The sequence below is a fragment of the Vibrio sp. B1-2 genome, from assembly GCF_963888445.1.
Classification (GTDB): Bacteria; Pseudomonadota; Gammaproteobacteria; order Enterobacterales; family Vibrionaceae; genus Vibrio; species Vibrio anguillarum.
On the sequence record NZ_CAWPJH010000041.1, the window covers coordinates 301,461 to 317,621 of the forward strand.

12 protein-coding genes are annotated in these 16,161 nt (G+C 48.2%); 5 read left to right on the forward strand and 7 right to left on the reverse strand.

Annotation, left to right across the window (positions count from 1 at the left end; translation table 11 throughout):
• Positions 1-53: 53 nt before the first annotated feature.
• Complete coding sequence (locus AACQ75_RS14645; RefSeq protein WP_170888915.1) at positions 54-2,150, reverse strand: TonB-dependent siderophore receptor; 2,097 nt, start codon at positions 2,148-2,150, stop codon at positions 54-56.
• A gap of 143 nt (positions 2,151-2,293) precedes the next feature.
• Here AACQ75_RS14645 and AACQ75_RS14650 point away from each other — a divergent pair, with 143 nt between their 5' ends.
• Positions 2,294-4,126 (forward strand): ABC transporter ATP-binding protein, encoded by a 1,833-nt coding sequence (locus AACQ75_RS14650; protein WP_017045934.1) that lies wholly within the window; start codon positions 2,294-2,296, stop codon positions 4,124-4,126.
• Positions 4,127-4,292: 166 nt separating this feature from the next.
• Here the strand turns inward: AACQ75_RS14650 and murP are convergent, their stop codons facing one another.
• Together murP and murQ are read right to left on the reverse strand one after the other, a co-directional pair.
• Positions 4,293-5,741 carry a PTS N-acetylmuramic acid transporter subunit IIBC gene (murP, locus tag AACQ75_RS14655; RefSeq protein WP_019281275.1) on the reverse strand — a complete coding sequence of 483 codons (1,449 nt, stop codon included), beginning with the start codon at positions 5,739-5,741 and terminating at the stop codon, positions 4,293-4,295.
• A gap of 29 nt (positions 5,742-5,770) precedes the next feature.
• Positions 5,771-6,673, reverse strand: coding sequence for an N-acetylmuramic acid 6-phosphate etherase (gene murQ / locus AACQ75_RS14660; protein WP_170888916.1), 903 nt, complete (start codon positions 6,671-6,673; stop codon positions 5,771-5,773).
• A 241-nt stretch (positions 6,674-6,914) separates the two neighbouring features.
• Here murQ and AACQ75_RS14665 point away from each other — a divergent pair, with 241 nt between their 5' ends.
• Positions 6,915-7,763: a MurR/RpiR family transcriptional regulator gene (locus AACQ75_RS14665; protein ID WP_017045937.1), complete on the forward strand. Its 849-nt coding sequence runs from the start codon at positions 6,915-6,917 to the stop codon at positions 7,761-7,763.
• Positions 7,764-7,768: 5 nt separating this feature from the next.
• On the opposite strand, the gene AACQ75_RS14670 is transcribed toward AACQ75_RS14665, so the two are convergent.
• The 3 genes from AACQ75_RS14670 to recQ form a co-directional block, all read right to left on the reverse strand.
• A complete protein-coding gene (locus AACQ75_RS14670; RefSeq protein WP_017043038.1) occupies positions 7,769-8,131 on the reverse strand; it encodes a hypothetical protein in 363 nt (120 codons plus the stop codon).
• 90 nt (positions 8,132-8,221) lie between these two features.
• Positions 8,222-8,524 carry a DUF3630 family protein gene (locus AACQ75_RS14675; RefSeq protein WP_064626056.1) on the reverse strand — a complete coding sequence of 101 codons (303 nt, stop codon included), beginning with the start codon at positions 8,522-8,524 and terminating at the stop codon, positions 8,222-8,224.
• Positions 8,517-10,355: an ATP-dependent DNA helicase RecQ gene (gene recQ, locus AACQ75_RS14680; RefSeq protein WP_170888917.1), complete on the reverse strand. Its 1,839-nt coding sequence runs from the start codon at positions 10,353-10,355 to the stop codon at positions 8,517-8,519. Before recQ ends, AACQ75_RS14675 begins: the two co-directional genes overlap by 8 nt.
• A 251-nt stretch (positions 10,356-10,606) precedes the next feature.
• Here recQ and rarD point away from each other — a divergent pair, with 251 nt between their 5' ends.
• The 3 genes from rarD (at position 10,607) to AACQ75_RS14695 (ending at position 13,184) form a co-directional block, all read left to right on the forward strand.
• Positions 10,607-11,524 (forward strand): EamA family transporter RarD, encoded by a 918-nt coding sequence (gene rarD / locus AACQ75_RS14685; protein WP_013855691.1) that lies wholly within the window; start codon positions 10,607-10,609, stop codon positions 11,522-11,524.
• Positions 11,525-11,644: 120 nt separating this feature from the next.
• On the forward strand, positions 11,645-12,451 hold the full coding sequence (locus AACQ75_RS14690; RefSeq protein ID WP_026028188.1) for an AraC family transcriptional regulator: 807 nt from the start codon (positions 11,645-11,647) through the stop codon (positions 12,449-12,451).
• Positions 12,452-12,569: 118 nt separating this feature from the next.
• On the forward strand, positions 12,570-13,184 hold the full coding sequence (locus AACQ75_RS14695; RefSeq protein WP_405054802.1) for a LysE family translocator: 615 nt from the start codon (positions 12,570-12,572) through the stop codon (positions 13,182-13,184).
• A 784-nt stretch (positions 13,185-13,968) separates the two neighbouring features.
• On the opposite strand, the gene uvrD is transcribed toward AACQ75_RS14695, so the two are convergent.
• A complete protein-coding gene (uvrD, locus tag AACQ75_RS14700; protein ID WP_013855687.1) occupies positions 13,969-16,143 on the reverse strand; it encodes a DNA helicase II in 2,175 nt (724 codons plus the stop codon).
• Positions 16,144-16,161: the final 18 nt, after the last annotated feature.

The following is a 16,161-nucleotide window of genomic DNA, read 5'->3' on the forward strand; positions in this document are numbered from 1 at the left end:
GAATGTTCAAAAACCGTCAAACTCACCTTCAGCGAAGGTGAGTTCATGCTGACTTACCAGCGGTAATTCACGCTTGCCACCATACGGCGTGATTCGCCGTAATAGCAGGTTCCGAAATCACAACCAGCAAGGGACTCGTCATCCAAAATATTATTGAGGTTAACCTGCACATCCCACTGTGTATTGATGGCGTAGCTTGCCATTGCATCCCACAGCATATAAGCAGGCACCTTTTTATCGAGCGAGGCATCCACAGACGTTCCGGTATAACGCACGCCAGAGCCCAACGTCAGCCCCTCAATCCCAAGGCCTGCAAAATCATAGCTCGCCCAACCTGTCGCTAAGTGGCGCGGAATCATCGACTTGCGCTTCTGGCTCGTTCCTTCACCCGTATGAGCATCGAGATAGGTGTAGCTGGCATTCAGCATCAGATTCTCTGTCACAGCCATGCGAGCTTCCACTTCGAACCCTTGCGTATTGGTTTTTGTGCCCGATTGACTGGTGGTTAACGCGCCATTGCTGCCGACGGTAGAGGCGGTTGCGTTTTTCTGGTCGATATCAAACCACGCCAGATTGACATAGCCATCGAGCCAGCTTGGCATGTATTTCACACCCACCTCGGTTTGGTTGCTCTCAACGGGTTTGTAGAGTTTGTTGGTGGTAAAATCTAAGCTGCTGATCACATAGAAAGATTCAGAGTAGCTCACATAAGGTGACAAACCGTTATCGGCTAAATAGATCAAACCGCTGTTTAATGACAGTTGGCCATCATCAAGCTCATCTTTATTCAAACCTTTGCTTTCAACATCAATTTTGTCGTAGCGGCCACCTAAATTCAGCACCCATTTCTGTTGCCACTTCGTTTGATATTGCGCGTACACTCCCAGTTGCTGTTTGACAATCTCATTGTCATACAAGCTGCTTGAGAGATCAGGCACATTGCCGTAGATCGGATTAAGGCTGTTGATCACGCCCACCTGTGAACCAGTGCCATTACCCAGCCATTTATTTTGGTGATACTGAATGTCAAACCCGGTCAGTAAGCGGTGCTCAAATTGGCTACTTTGCCACTGTGCTTGGGCGTTGTTATCTAAGGTTACGCTGTGTGCATCACCATCATTGATCAAGGTATAACGTGCCAATGTGTATGGGTCGCTGTCTTGCCAAGCATTTTGATAGGCCGAAGAACTTCGTAGGTACAGATCAACATAGGCGTAGTTGAAGTTTTGCTTGAGGCTCCAAGTGTCGTTCAGTTGATGAGAGAGTTGGTAGCCGAACGACAGTTGTGTTTTATCGAAATCATCGTGATCCGGCTCGCCAAAGTTGCGGTTAGGCGCAATCGTCTCGCCATTGGGCAGCGCCACTAATGTGCCATCGCTTGGGAAGAAACCGTTTTGTGGCACGCCGTTATCTTTCAAGAAAGTGGCCATCAGCGTTAGCGTGGTTTGATCTGATAAATCGATAGCATAGCTTGGCGCAACATAAACGCGCTGGCTCTTAATGCCATCCAATTCACCCTCTTTTTGATTAACCATCGCCACCAAGCGGTAGCGCTGGCTGCCATCTTGGTTGGCCCAATCGGCAATATCGACACCCAACTGCTGGTAATTTTTATTCCCCACCGACAGAGATACGGAATGCTGCGCCCCATCGGTCGGCTTTTTCTGCACCACGTTGGCAATACCGCCCGGCATGGACTCACCATACAGCACCGAAGACGGGCCTTTCACCAATTCAACTCGCTCTAAACCAAAGGGTTCAACCGTCCAAGCAAAGAAACCTTCTTTATAAAGACGGTTACCATCGAGATAGACACTCGGTTCAAAACCACGCACAAACATCCACTCGGCGTCGTTATCCGCGCCATAAGGTGAGGTGTACCCCGGCGTATAGCGCAATGCTTCATCCAGTTTTTGTACGTTATGCTGGTCGAGTTCATCACGTTCAATGACAGTGACCGACTTTGCGGTTTCTTGTGTCGGGGTATCGACTTTCAATGCCGATGCCGTTACCACGATCGTGTCTAAAACTTGTGGTGGTGTTTGCTCAGCTTGTGCCGTAGCCGAAACCATGAACAGACAAGGTAATGCGCTGATTTTTAATATGTTGTGAATTGCTGTCCCCAGCAAGCTTGGGCGAATGAGATCCATTAAAGGATACCTCCTGCTTTAATTAGTTTGAGAAACGTTTTTATTATCATTATTATTGCCCGTCATTTTACTGATAAATTCAATATTTAACAGATAAAAATAAGAATGAATCTCACTCGCACATCACCATAAGTTAATCACCTATGTTTCAATGGTTTGAAAATCTCACGACGGCGTTTCCTAAAGAAGAGCCGCAACAACCGCCTAACTCCTTATTAGCCTTCTGCCGTCATTACACGCGAGGTTTTGAAGTACCGTTATTGGTCATGTCACTGCTCAGTGCTTGTGTGGCGATTGCCGAAGTCACCCTCATTCGCTATATGGGTGAATTGGTTGATATGCTTGGCAGCCAACAACGTGCCACATTCTGGGCTGATCAGAGTGACCGCTTGTGGGTAATGGCCGCGCTGGTGGTGGTCATTATGCCGCTGCTGGCTTTCTTCCACTCCATGATCATGCACCAAACGCTACTGGGTAATTACCCGATGTCGATACGTTGGATGATCCACCGCTACTTACTCAAACAGAGCGTCAGTTTTTTCCAACGCGATTTCGCGGGGCGGATCGCCACCAAAGTGATGCAAAGTTCACTCGCCGTGCGAGAAACAGTGATGAAACTGGTCGATGTACTGGTTTACATCGCGGTCTACTTCGTCTCGATGATTTGGATGATGGGCGAATCTGACCGCATCTTGATGATCCCGATTCTGATTTGGCTCGTGGCCTACATCATCATTCAATTGTATTTCATTCCCAAGATGAAAAAAGTGGCGACCGATCAAGCCGATGCTCGCTCAACTATGACGGGCAGCATAGTCGACAGTTACACCAACATTGCCACCGTGAAACTGTTTTCCCATTCGCAACGAGAAATGCAGTACGCCAAAAGCAGCATGAAACGGTTTTTGAACACCGTGTACCAACAGATGCGCATGGTGACGTGCCTGTTGTGGAGTGTTGACGCCATCAACTATTTACTGCTGTTTTCTATCGCCGCTTTATCAATCAATTTGTGGCTCGATGCCTCAGTGACTGTCGGTGTCATTGCGATTGCGATTAGCATTGCGCTGCGCGTACAAGGCATGTCGAAATGGATCATGTGGGAAGTGAGCGCACTATTTGAAAATATCGGTACTGTGGTGGATGGAATGAATACCTTGTCGCAACCAGTGACCATAACGGATGTAGCCAATGCGCCGCCGCTGCAAGTAACGCAAGGGCAAATCAGCTTCCATAACGTTCACTTTCACTATGGACAAGAAAACACTGTGTTTGAAGCGCTTAACTTTGAGTTAAAAGCGGGCGAAAAAGTGGGGTTAGTAGGTCGTTCGGGCGCGGGTAAATCAACACTGGTTAACTTGCTGCTGCGATTTTACGATTTGAATGGCGGCAAAATCTGCATTGATGGGCAAGATATTTCGCAGGTTAGCCAAGATTCACTGCGCCAACACATTGGTATGATCACGCAAGATACTTCTCTGTTGCACCGCTCAATCCGCGACAACATTCTCTATGGCAACCCAGATGCCGGGGAAGAGGCGCTGATAGAAGCAAGCCGTCAAGCGCATGCTCATGATTTTATCGCGCAGTTGCAGGATGAGAATGGCAACCTCGGCTACGATGTTCAAGTGGGAGAACGCGGTGTCAAACTCTCTGGCGGCCAACGCCAACGCATTGCGATTGCCAGAGTGCTATTAAAAAATGCGCCGATTCTGATCATGGATGAAGCCACCTCGGCCCTAGATTCAGAAGTGGAAGCGGCTATTCAAGAAAATTTTGAAACGCTGATGGAAAACAAAACCGTGATCGCCATTGCGCACCGTTTATCAACCATTGCTGCCATGGATCGCTTAATTGTGCTGGATGAAGGACGAATCATTGAACAAGGCTCACACCAAGAGTTGCTGCAACAACAAGGCGTTTATGCTCAGCTATGGGCGCATCAAACGGGTGGTTTTATAGGCGAACTTGCGTAGTGGATGCTCTTTAGGCCAAAGAAAAGGCCTTTAGACACATCCAACAAAGAAAGAAGATGTGCTAAAGGCCGCGCTATTTCACCCAATACCCTCACTTGACCGAGTTTGGGTATTTTGCATACTATTTTGCATACTATTTTGCATACCATACATAGGGGGGGGTGAATTAGCTTAAATCGACATCTTTGCAGCCAAAAAAGTAGGTCGCGAGAAAGCCAACAGTGTAGGAGATTAAAAGACCGCCAACAAACACCATCATCCCAGCAAAAATCCCTTGCTCGGAAGTCATCAATGGAATGGCGACAATGCCTGACGGGCCAAACACCGTATTTAATCCTACTGGCAAACCAAGGTAAGAAACTAAGCCGACGAAGAAACCGCCCGCTGCACCACCAATGCAAGCGGTGACAAACGGTTTAACCCGCGGCAAGGTCACGCCATAAATCAGTGGTTCGCCAATCCCCAAAATACCGGGAATGATCGCCCCTTTCACTTGCGTGCGCAGCAACGCATCTTTATTCGCTTTGAAATAGAGTGCCAGCGAAGCGCCCACTTGGCCGCCGCCCGCCATCGCCAAAATAGGAAACAGAGAGTTAAACCCTTGTACATCCATCAGCGCAAAATAGACTGGCACAAACCCTTGGTGAATACCAAACACCACCGAAATTAAGAACAAACCCGACAGTAACGCCGCGCCCAACGGGTTATCATTGAGGTTCAAAAACAACCATGACATGCCTTTAAACAGCTCACCACCAATCGGCATGATCACCAAGAAAGTCACCGCGCCCATGATGAGTAACGTCACCACAGAGGTTAAGATCATATCCAAATCATCAGGCATGTATTGACGCACTTTACGTTCTACTTGCGCGCCCAGAATAGAGGCCAATAGTACCCCGATGATGTTGCCGCGTGGGTCAATGGCGAAGCCAAAGAATTCACTCATACCCGAGTAGATACCCGTTGTCGCCTCTGGGTTATACCCCAGCACAAACAGCGAAGCTAAAATGGCACCATTAACACCCGAGCCACCGAAAGCTTGCTGCGCGTTATAACCAATTAAAATACTCAAGAAAGCAAAGAGCCCTTTACCAAACACTTTCATATAAGTAATGAGATCGAGCATAAACTGGCTAGGCGATTGATCGATAACGAACATTTGCTCCAGCAAAGTGGCAAAACCAAGCAACAAACCCGCAGCAATGAAACCGGGGATCAGCGGCGTAAAAATGGTCGCAAATTTGCTTAAAAAACGTTGTACGCCGCTGGTCTGTTTGCTCTTCATCTGCTTTTTCTGCTCAGCAGCAATCGCGGATAGATCGGCAGTTACGGCCATATCCGTCTCAGCACCGTCACCGTTAGCGATCATCTCATTCATCATATCGGCCGCCGTTTGCGCTTTGCCTGGGCCTAAAATGATCTGCAGTTGTTGGTCACTCTCCACCACGCCCATTACGCCGGGAAGGGTTTTCAGCAGAGCCTGATCGGCCAATGCCGTATTATTTAATGTTAAACGTAAGCGCGTCATGCAGTTACCACACTTACCGATATTGCCACTACCACCGACTGCACTAAGCAGCTTGGCGATCATATTTGAGGTTATTTTTGCCATTGGGACATCCTTGGATAGATCCAGTCGGGTTATTGATCATTCAGTGCCGCGCGAATAAAACCATTGTGCTTGGCCAGTTTTTGCGTCGCTTGCTCGGCGCTTAGCCCCGCAAGAATCATTACAATGGCGGTTTTACAGTGACGATGGCAGGCGCTCAGTGCTTGTTCTGCTTCCTCTTTACTGCAACCTGTCGCTTCGACCACAATGTTATTTTGGCGCTGAATCAACTTAGCGTTGGTCGCCTCGACATCGACCATAAGGTTGCCAAACACTTTACCGCAACGAATCATCGCACCGCTGGTTAACATGTTAAACACCAGTTTTTGCGCCGTGCCCGCTTTCATACGTGAAGAGCCCGTGACCACTTCCGCGCCCACCACAGGCACAATGGCAATGTCAGCCGCGTGCTGCATCGCGCAATCTGGGTTGCACACTACTGCCACAACCGTTGCACCCAGTGATTTAGCGTAAGCCATGCCGCCTAGCGCATAGGGTGTACGACCACTGGCGGCGATACCCACCACCACATCGTTGCGGGTCAAATTAATATTTTTCAGATCGCTTTGCCCAAGCTCAACATTGTCTTCGGCATTTTCAACCGCTTTAAGAATTGCTGGGTGTCCGCCCGCAATAAGCCCAACCACTTGTTTAGGATCAGAGCCGTAGGTGGGTGGGCACTCGCTAGCATCTAAAATCCCCAAGCGACCGGAGGTTCCCGCTCCCATGTAGATCAAACGTCCACCCGCTTGAAATGCCAAGGTAATGGCATCCACCGCTTGCGCTATCTGCGGTAAGGTTTTTTCAACCGCCAACGCGACCAGTTGATCTTCATGGTTAATGACTTGCAGCATCTCTAAGGTGGAAAGGGTGTCAATGTCAGCACTGGCAGGGTTGCGGCTTTCGGTAACCAACAGGGTTAGGTCTAGGTTCATCGTCTATTTCTCGGTTTTAATTCGGAACTGAGGGCGATTCTACGGAATAAAATATTCCACTTTGGTGACAAAAATCACAACAAAGGTTATTCTTTGACCAGTCATTACATGGAATAATGGCCTACAATGCACCGATATCTTTTAAGCCTCCGAACAAAAGGCCAGTTAATACAAGCCACTACACTAATGTTCGTTATTTTAAATTTGGAATAATTTATTCTAAAAAATACAAGGATCGCGCATGTCTGTGATGCATAAAATCGTCAGCCGCCGCACTCAACTCTCTCGCAGTGAATTACAAATCGCCGATTGGATCATCGCTCATCCAGAAAAAGCCGCGCTCGCCACCAGCCAAGCATTGGCCGAACACGCAAAAGTCAGCCAATCGAGCATTGTCAAATTTACCCAGAAAATTGGCTTTAGGGGCTACAGTGAGTTTAAGTTAGCGCTGGCCGAAGAGCTTGGCCGTAAATTGGCGTTTCAGACCACGCCACTGCACAGCAATATTCTGGCTGACGACCCACTGGCGGTGATCGCACAAAAATTAGTGCAAGCGAAAACAGAGGCGATGTTTCACACCACCAACGCGCTTTCATTTCCCCACTTCAACCAAGCGGTACAGTGGATAAACCTCGCCAACCGCGTGCAAATTATCGGTATCGGCGGCTCTGCGCTCACCGCAAAAGATTTGGCTTTTAAGCTCCTGAAATTAGGCATCACCGCGCTCACAGAACAAGATAGCCACGTACAAATCGCCACCGCACGCACGCTGGGTGCGCAAGATGTTCAAATTGTGATTTCATTTTCAGGAGAGAGAAAAGAGATTTTGATTGCCGCCGAAGCGGCCAAGCAGCAAGGAGCAAGCGTTATCGCGCTCACCTCTCCGAAGAAAAATCGATTACGTGAATTAGCCGATCTCTCTTTTGATACGATTGCCGATGAAAATGAACATCGCAGCTCATCCATCGCCTCTCGCACCGCGCAGAACGTTCTAACCGACCTGTTGTTTATTACTCTTGTACAGCAAAGAGACGAGTCGGCGCGTCAATTGATCCAAGACATTTCATCTGATATTCGTCAAATCTTTTAACGGAACTAATCGCTCTCTTCAATGCAGTGCATGCGATGAAAAACGCGATGAATGATCGGCGCAAATAGGGTGGCCAATGAAACGAAAAAGACCGTTTCGATAAATAAGCTGTAAAAGGCTAAAAAGAGATGCAAGCTCGGCGCAAGATGCAGATTGATTATCGGGTAGGGAAGTTCGAGACCACTGACCATCGAAAGCGCATTCAACCACGCTTGCGCCGCCGGGAGATCAGCTAGGTAGACAAAACCCACCACTCCGGGAATGAGGCCAGTCAACAGCAGTAACGCAGCGATCGCCGCATAGCGTAAGCAGCGCCATGTAAAACGCTCAACGGAGATAACTTCTTGATGAATCGATTCAAATTTCACGCCAGCCTCCTTGATGTTTGCCTCATCATAAGCAATGGCAGCTTAATAATGAAGGACCAAAAGGCGGATATGCAGAGTTGATCTACACGCTTAGAAACCTCGCGCTAATAATTGCGCGAGAAACGCCAACTCTTCTTGGCTCTCTTTGATGACAAGTGCTTCAAGCCAAACCGACTCGCTGTAATGCTCAGCTTTGAGAAAAAGTAAGCAACCTTCAAAATCAATCAACCATGAGTGAACGTCCGCATCCCACTGTTTTTCTATCACTGTAGCCGAAAGCTGCTTGACCAAACGCTCGCCTAGTGCAGGAAAAGTATCGACATCAAAACGCGGTGTACTCAAGACGAGTCGCCCTTCATCTTGTAAATTGTGTGCTAAACCGAACTCAGCCATAGTGGGTTAAGTGCTCCTGAATCAGGTCTAAAAATGGGTCGGCGTATTTTTCAAGCTTGCGCTGCCCAACACCGTTAACGGCCAACATTTCTCCGTACGAAGTGGGCAATATTTCCGCCATATCAATTAAGGTCGCATCACTAAAGACCACGTAAGGCGGTAGGCCATCTTCATCAGCAATCGATTTACGCAATTTACGCAATTTGGCAAACAGTGGTTTGTCGTAGTTTTTGTTGGATAACTTATCTGATTTCGCCGCACGAGCGGCTGTGTCTAAGCGTGGAATAGCTAACTCTAATGGCATTTCTCCACGCAACAGCGGTCGCGCCTCTTCCGTCAACTGCAAGGTCGAATTGCGAGTAATGTTTTGCTGCAACAACCCTTTATGGATCAACTGACGGAAAATACTCACCCAATAATCATGGCTATGATCGCGACCAATGCCGTAAGTAGTGAGCTTGTCGTGGCCATTTTCACGAATACGGATATTTTGCATACCGCGCATCACTTCCACCACATAACCAATACCGAAACTTTGGTTGACGCGATAAACGCACGATAATGCTTTTTGCGCCTCTTGCGTGGCATCGAAATGCTTGGGGGGATCAAGGCAGATATCGCAGTTGCCGCAAGGTTTGTCTCGATATTCACCAAAATAATTGAGCAACACTTGGCGGCGACAAGTTTGTGCTTCAGCAAAAGCGCTCATCGCGCCCAACTTATGGCTTTCCACCTGCTTTTGTGGCCCTTCCGGCTTCTCATCTAACATTCGACGCAGCCAACTGATGTCGGCCGGATCATAGAGCATCATCGCTTCGGCTGGCAAACCGTCTCGCCCTGCGCGCCCGGTCTCTTGATAGTAAGATTCGATGTTGCGCGGAATATCAAAATGCACCACAAAACGCACGTTGGGTTTATTAATCCCCATTCCAAATGCGACGGTAGCAACTACTATCTGAATGTCATCACGCTGAAATGCTTCTTGCACATAAGCGCGCTCATCAGCGTCCATACCCGCATGGTAACTGGCTGCTCGTAAATGGTTGTTGCACAGTTTTTCTGTCAGCATTTCTACTTTTTTGCGACTGCCACAGTAAATGATGCCGCAATGTCCTCTTTGCGTATCAAGATAGCGGATCACCTGTGAAACCGGTTTGTGCTTTTCGACCAAGGTATAGCGGATATTAGGGCGATCAAAGCTGCCCAGATAGACATGCGGTTCTTGCAACTGCAAACGGTGCAAAATATCCACGCGCGTGGCGTCATCGGCCGTTGCCGTCAGTGCCATAAAAGGCACGTGTGAAAAATGCTGTTTAAGTTGGCCTAACGCCGCATACTCAGGGCGAAAATCGTGCCCCCATTGAGAAATACAGTGTGCTTCATCCACGGCAATCATCGCCAATGGCAACTGCTGCAAGCGTTCGATGAAATCGGGCATCAAAACGCGCTCAGGCGACGCGTAAATCAGCTTCAGTTGCCCCGCGTTCATTCGGTTATACACCGACATCAGCATCTCACGTGACATACTTGAATTAATACACTCAGCCGCGACACCGTTGGCTTTGAGCTGATCCACTTGGTCTTTCATCAACGAAATGAGCGGCGAGATGACTAAAGTGATGCCCTCTTTGACTAACGCAGGGATCTGATAACAGAGCGATTTCCCGCCACCCGTTGGCATGATAACTAAGCTATCTTGCCCCGCTAACGAAGCGTCAATCACCTCTTGCTGGCCGACACGAAACGACTGATAACCGAACACAGTCTGTAAAATACTGTGCGGTGTATCAGGTTGAGGATCGGTTTGTTGAGCCATTAACGTTGCGGTCATGAAATTTCCAAGGGTGAACAAAAGGGGTAGAGCAACCGCTATACCGCAAAGCGTCTTATTGTAGTGGGGTTCGATGGTGAATAAAACCGCAAAATGTAGCGGTAAAGCGAATCACTTGATTCTCGGCCATTATTCGCCACTCAAACTCCCGAGTAGGCGGTCGATTAACAAAGCTGCAACTTACTTGAGGAACAGTATATACTGTCGAATCGTTTCGCTGGCTCAGCACTTCACTCCTTTGAGAATTCATCATGACCGCAGAAGAACAACAACGCTCCAGACAAGGCGTTTTACTCGCTATTGGTGCTTACACTATGTGGGGCATCGCACCGATCTATTTTAAAGCAATCAACAATGTTCCTGCACTTGAGATCCTCACTCACCGCGTAGTGTGGTCGTTTTTCTTGTTAGCAGCACTACTTCATTTTGGCCGCAACTGGCGTAGTGTACGCAGTGTGATTACTCATAAATCAAAGATGATCTATCTAATGACCACCGCTTGTCTGGTTGCGGTGAACTGGTTAATTTTCATCTGGGCGATCAATGCTAATCATATGTTAGATGCCAGTTTAGGCTATTACATTAACCCACTGCTCAATGTGGTGCTCGGCATGCTTTTTCTTGGTGAGCGATTACGCAAACTGCAGTGGGTCGCGGTAGCGCTAGCCACCATTGGTGTGGCCATTCAGTTAATTGTGTTTGGTTCGATTCCTGTGGTCGCCATCGCTTTGGCTACCACTTTTGGCTTGTATGGCTTACTGCGTAAAAAAGTGGCGGTTGATGCCCAAACAGGTTTGTTTATCGAAACCTTGGTAATGTTGCCCGCGGCGTTGATTTATCTGTTGTTTATCGCCAGCTCGCCAACTTCAGATATGGCGCTCAATCCGCTTAACCTCAACCTACTGCTGATCGCAGCTGGCGTCATCACGACCTTGCCTTTGCTTTGTTTCACAGGAGCAGCAACGCGTTTAAAACTTTCAACGCTGGGTTTCTTCCAATACATCGGCCCAAGCTTGATGTTTTTGCTCGCTGTCTTGGTTTACGGTGAAGCCTTCTCTAGTGATAAAGCCATTACTTTTGCCTTTATTTGGGCTGCATTGTTGCTGTTCAGTTTTGATGGTTTAAAAACAGGCCGGACCGCGCGACGCGCTCAACGGGCATCCGTTTAATTAGGATTGTTTATTCCCCTCGTTCGTCAAAGCGATCGAGGGCACTGTGATCATTTTTTACAAGACAGTGGCGACATGGCTGGCTAAGCTTGCATTATTCAACCCTAAATTTTGGTCTCTATGGATAAAGTGAGCTACAGCCAAACGGCCTATCCTGCGATCGGTCTGATTGATGCAGACTATCGTCAGTTTGCGTTTGATCGCCACTACCATCTTGATATTCATATTGGCCTTATCACTCAAGGAACGCAGCGCTTCTACCACCAAGGCGCTTGGCATCAGGTACAACGGGGCGGCGTAGTTCTGATGTCGCCAGATGAACTGCACGATGGGCAAGCACACAATGGCTCTGGCTACCAAGTGCAAGTGTTTGCTATTGAACCTACTTGGCTACAGCAAACCTTAGAAGCCAAGCAGATTGAACAAGTGCTGGGTTTTGAGCAGTTAATAGTCGATGACGCGCCACTTTTTTGCTCACTGCTGCAACTTCATCACACCATGAAGCAGGATAAGCTCAGTCAACTCGCTAAAGATTGCTTACCCTACCAAGGGTTCACACCTTTACTTGAACGCTATAGCCACTTGAAACTGCCGGAGGTTAAACCGCTTGGCCAGCGCAACCTCGCCACGCTGAAAGAGTGGGTACTCAGTCAACTCGACCAACCAATCCGCCTTGAGCAACTCGCTCAGCTTTGCCAGCTTTCACCCACTCAGTTTCAGCGCCATTTCAAGGCGCAAACGGGCATCACACCTTATGCGTGGTTATTGCGTTTACGTTTAGAGCAAGCGATGAAATTGTTGAAAACCGGCACCTCTAGCACTGAAGTCGCCTATCAAGTCGGTTTTTATGATCAAGCCCATTTCAGTAAGGCGTTCAAAGCAACCTTTGGCCTGCCACCCTCCGCTATCAATCGCACACTTTACTAACCAAACTGTCAGAAATTTACAAGGCAAGCACGTTTTCTCCACGCATACTCACCGTAAAACATGAGGAGAATACATGAACGAACTTTCCATATTGGCCACATTGGCTGGCGTACATTTTATGGCATTACTAAGCCCCGGCCCAGATGTGGCACTGGTGGTACAAAATGCCACCCGTTACGGTCGCAAAACCGGAGTTTTTATTGCGCTAGGGTTATCATGTGGCATTGTCATTCACTCATTGCTTAGCCTCACAGGGATAAGCTATTTGGTGCATCAACAACCCGCACTGTTTGCGATGGTGCAACTGGCCGGCGGGGGGTATTTATTCTATTTAGGCTTGGGCGCACTCAAATCCATCTACACCACCTGGCGATCGCCACAAGCTGTCGGAGTCAACAATGAGCGCGACAAGCTGATCGAAAATCAACGCCAAGCCTTTTCCCGCGGTTTTATCACCAATATTTTTAATCCAAAAGCTTTGGTCTTTTTTATCAGCTTAATGTCGAGTTTAGTGCCTGTGGGGATGTCCTTTTCAGGTAAAGGTATCGCCTTGCTGATTCTTTGGGGGCTCTCTTTTATGTGGTTCTCAACCTTGGCGTGGATGCTCTCCACCGCCCGCCTACAAAAACGTTTGCAATCACTCACTGTGTATATTGATGCGGTATGTGGCATCATTTTTACGCTCATCGGTGGACTTATTTTATTGCAAGCGCTGCTTAGCCTTAGCCATTGATGCAGCGATTCGCGCCCATTTTTGTGCGAGATCTCTTACAAGCGAGTGAGCAAATATCGCTTTTTGAGTAGGAAAATCAACACCAAAAAACTTAACTGATTGATTTTAAATAAAATAATAACCATATAGAGAAACCCTTTGCGAAAAAAGCGTTTCTCTAGCATTGCCGATAAATTAGAGATGGGTAATATGAACCTTGTCGGAAGGATTCTGACACGGAACAGGAAAGCACCACGGATTGGTCATCTTCAGGATGAAGAGACGACTGCTCAGGATGAATGGTCGGCACGGAAAGCAAATTGGACATTGAATGGACGCAATAGTAGCTAGGATGGTTACTACTAAGGAAAGACGATGGACACCTCTGGACGAGGCAAGGACTGAACATCAGGATGATGTAAAGGACACCGCTCAAGGAACAAGTGAAGCGCGCTAACGTGGATGGTTAGCAGACTAGGAAGTCACCAAGGACACCGCTAGGAAGGCGAAGAACGGATTAAGCTGACGGAATTCAGCCACTATCATGGATTTGATGCATGGAGCACTTTCGTAGCTGGATTGCTGCAAGTAAGACTATAACCCCGCAGGGCGCAAGCCCTCGGGGTTTTTCTTTTGGATCGGATAAGTAGATGAGTTATCCAGCTTTCATATCTTGAACAACTAGGTTAGGTATTTGGTTTAAACAACGCCATAAACACCCCCTCCCTGCCTCCCCCTCAAAGAGGGAGGAGAACAATCCAACCATCTCAGCAAAGAAAAGTACCCTTTCTTCGTACAAGGAAGATCATAGTTTCTCTAGCTTGGCATAAGCAGTCACTAGCCATTTAATGCCTTCACCGTTAAAAGCGACTTGCACTCGACTTTGCGGGCCACTACCTTCGAAATTAATGATGGTGCCTTCACCAAAAATAGGGTGTTTCACGCGTGCGCCCAAACTAAAGCCCGTCTCGTTAAAGTTCTCTTTGACCGCTGTTTGACTAAAACGCCCAGCACTGCTTGGTCGGCTCACTTGCGCTTTCATGCGCACTTCATCAAGGCAGTTTTCTGGCAGCTCACGGATAAAGCGTGACGGCTTATGGTATTTATCCTGACCGTATAAACGGCGAATTTCAGCGTAAGTAATGTAGAGCTTTTGCATGGCGCGCGTCATTCCGACGTAACACAAACGGCGCTCCTCTTCCAATCGCCCCGCTTCTTCGGCCGACATTTGGCTGGGGAACATGCCCTCTTCAACGCCAACCATAAACACCAACGGGAACTCTAACCCTTTCGCGCTGTGCAGTGTCATTAACTGTACGGCATCATCAAATTCGTCAGCCTGCCCTTCGCCCGCTTCCAGCGCTGCGTGGGTTAAAAAGGCCGTCAACATGCTCATCTCATCCGCTTCTTCTGGCTTTTCAAATTGGCGTGTTGCGGTGACTAGCTCTTCCAAGTTTTCAATTCTGGCTTTAGACTTTTCACCCTTTTCAAGCTGATACATCTCAAACAAACCTGATGTTTTGATTACATGGTCGGTTTGACTGTGTAACGGCATCTCAGCGCTATCATCTTCAAGGGCATTGACCAGCTCAATAAACCGGCTTAATGCGCTTGCCGCACGTCCTGTGAGCACTTTTTCTTCCAACAGCACAAGGCTCGCTTGCCACAAGGTACAACCGCGATCTCGCGCCGCAAAACGAATGGTTTCCAGCGTTTTATCACCCAAGCCACGCGGTGGCGTATTTACGACTCGCTCAAAGGCCGAATCATCATTGCGGTTAGACATCAAACGCAAGTAACTTAACGCATCTTTGATCTCTTGGCGCTCGAAGAAGCGCATGCCGCCGTAGATGCGATAGGGCAAGCCTGCTTGAATCAAGGCTTCTTCTAAAACACGAGATTGGGCGTTGTTGCGATAAAGCATCGCACAATCCTCTAATGCGCCACCTTTATCTCGCCACTCTTTGATTTTATTGACGGTAAAACGCGCCTCATCAAGATCGTTGTAGGCCGAATAGATAGAAATTGGCTCGCCTTCGCTGCCATCGGTCCAGAGCTCTTTACCCATTCGCTCGGTGTTGTTCGCGATCAGTGCGTTCGAGGCTTGCAAAATGGTTTTGGTTGAACGGTAGTTTTGCTCTAAACGAATGGTATTAACGCTCGGAAATTCCTGCGTGAATTTTTCGAGATTTTCAATTTTGGCACCACGCCAGCCATAAATGGACTGATCATCATCACCGACGATCATCACGTGGCAATCGCGCCCAGCCATCATGCGCAGCCACGCGTATTGGATGTTATTGGTGTCTTGAAATTCGTCGACCAAGATGTGTTTAAAGCGCGCTTGATAATGTTCACGAATGTGCTGCTTATCACGCAACATCTCGTGGCAACGCAGCAAAATTTCGGCAAAATCAACCAAACCTGCGCGATCGCACGCCTCTTGGTACGCGGAATAAAGCTGCAAATAGGTTTGAGTCACGGGATCGCGGTACGCATCGATGTGCTTCGGACGAAGACCTTCATCTTTTTTACCGTTAATCCACCAGCACACCTGGCGCGTAGGCCACTGCTTCTCATCTAGGTTTTGTGCTTTGATTAAGCGACGCAGCAAACGCAGTTGATCTTCAGAATCGAGGATCTGAAAATCCTCAGGCAGGCGAGCGTCAAGATAGTGAGCGCGTAAAATACGGTGGCAAATACCGTGGAAGGTACCATTCCACATGCCCGATGCACTGCCCATCATCAACTCTTCAATTCGGCCACGCATTTCCGCCGCCGCTTTGTTGGTAAAAGTCACCGACATGACTGAAAAAGGCGAGGCGTTTTCAACCGAGATAAGCCAAGCAATGCGATGCACCAATACTCGGGTTTTACCACTCCCCGCTCCGGCAAGCACCAGCAAGTTTTCTAAAGGCGCGGCAACCGCTTCGCGCTGTTTATCGTTGAGACCGTCGAGTAAGAGAGAAGGATCCATCATGGCTAAGCTACTGGTTAT

Excerpts from the sequence above, each read along its gene's own strand:
- AACQ75_RS14645 (WP_170888915.1), bottom strand. The coding sequence starts at position 2,150 with ATGGATCTCATTCGCCCAAGCTTGCTGGGGACAGCAATTCACAACATA.
- AACQ75_RS14650 (WP_017045934.1), top strand. The coding sequence starts at position 2,294 with ATGTTTCAATGGTTTGAAAATCTCACGACGGCGTTTCCTAAAGAAGAG.
- murP (WP_019281275.1), bottom strand. The coding sequence starts at position 5,741 with ATGGCAAAAATAACCTCAAATATGATCGCCAAGCTGCTTAGTGCAGTC.
- murQ (WP_170888916.1), bottom strand. The coding sequence starts at position 6,673 with ATGAACCTAGACCTAACCCTGTTGGTTACCGAAAGCCGCAACCCTGCC.
- AACQ75_RS14665 (WP_017045937.1), top strand. The coding sequence starts at position 6,915 with ATGTCTGTGATGCATAAAATCGTCAGCCGCCGCACTCAACTCTCTCGC.
- AACQ75_RS14675 (WP_064626056.1), bottom strand. The coding sequence starts at position 8,524 with ATGGCTGAGTTCGGTTTAGCACACAATTTACAAGATGAAGGGCGACTC.
- recQ (WP_170888917.1), bottom strand. The coding sequence starts at position 10,355 with ATGACCGCAACGTTAATGGCTCAACAAACCGATCCTCAACCTGATACA.
- rarD (WP_013855691.1), top strand. The coding sequence starts at position 10,607 with ATGACCGCAGAAGAACAACAACGCTCCAGACAAGGCGTTTTACTCGCT.
- AACQ75_RS14690 (WP_026028188.1), top strand. The coding sequence starts at position 11,645 with ATGGATAAAGTGAGCTACAGCCAAACGGCCTATCCTGCGATCGGTCTG.
- AACQ75_RS14695 (WP_405054802.1), top strand. The coding sequence starts at position 12,570 with ATGGCATTACTAAGCCCCGGCCCAGATGTGGCACTGGTGGTACAAAAT.
- uvrD (WP_013855687.1), bottom strand. The coding sequence starts at position 16,143 with ATGATGGATCCTTCTCTCTTACTCGACGGTCTCAACGATAAACAGCGC.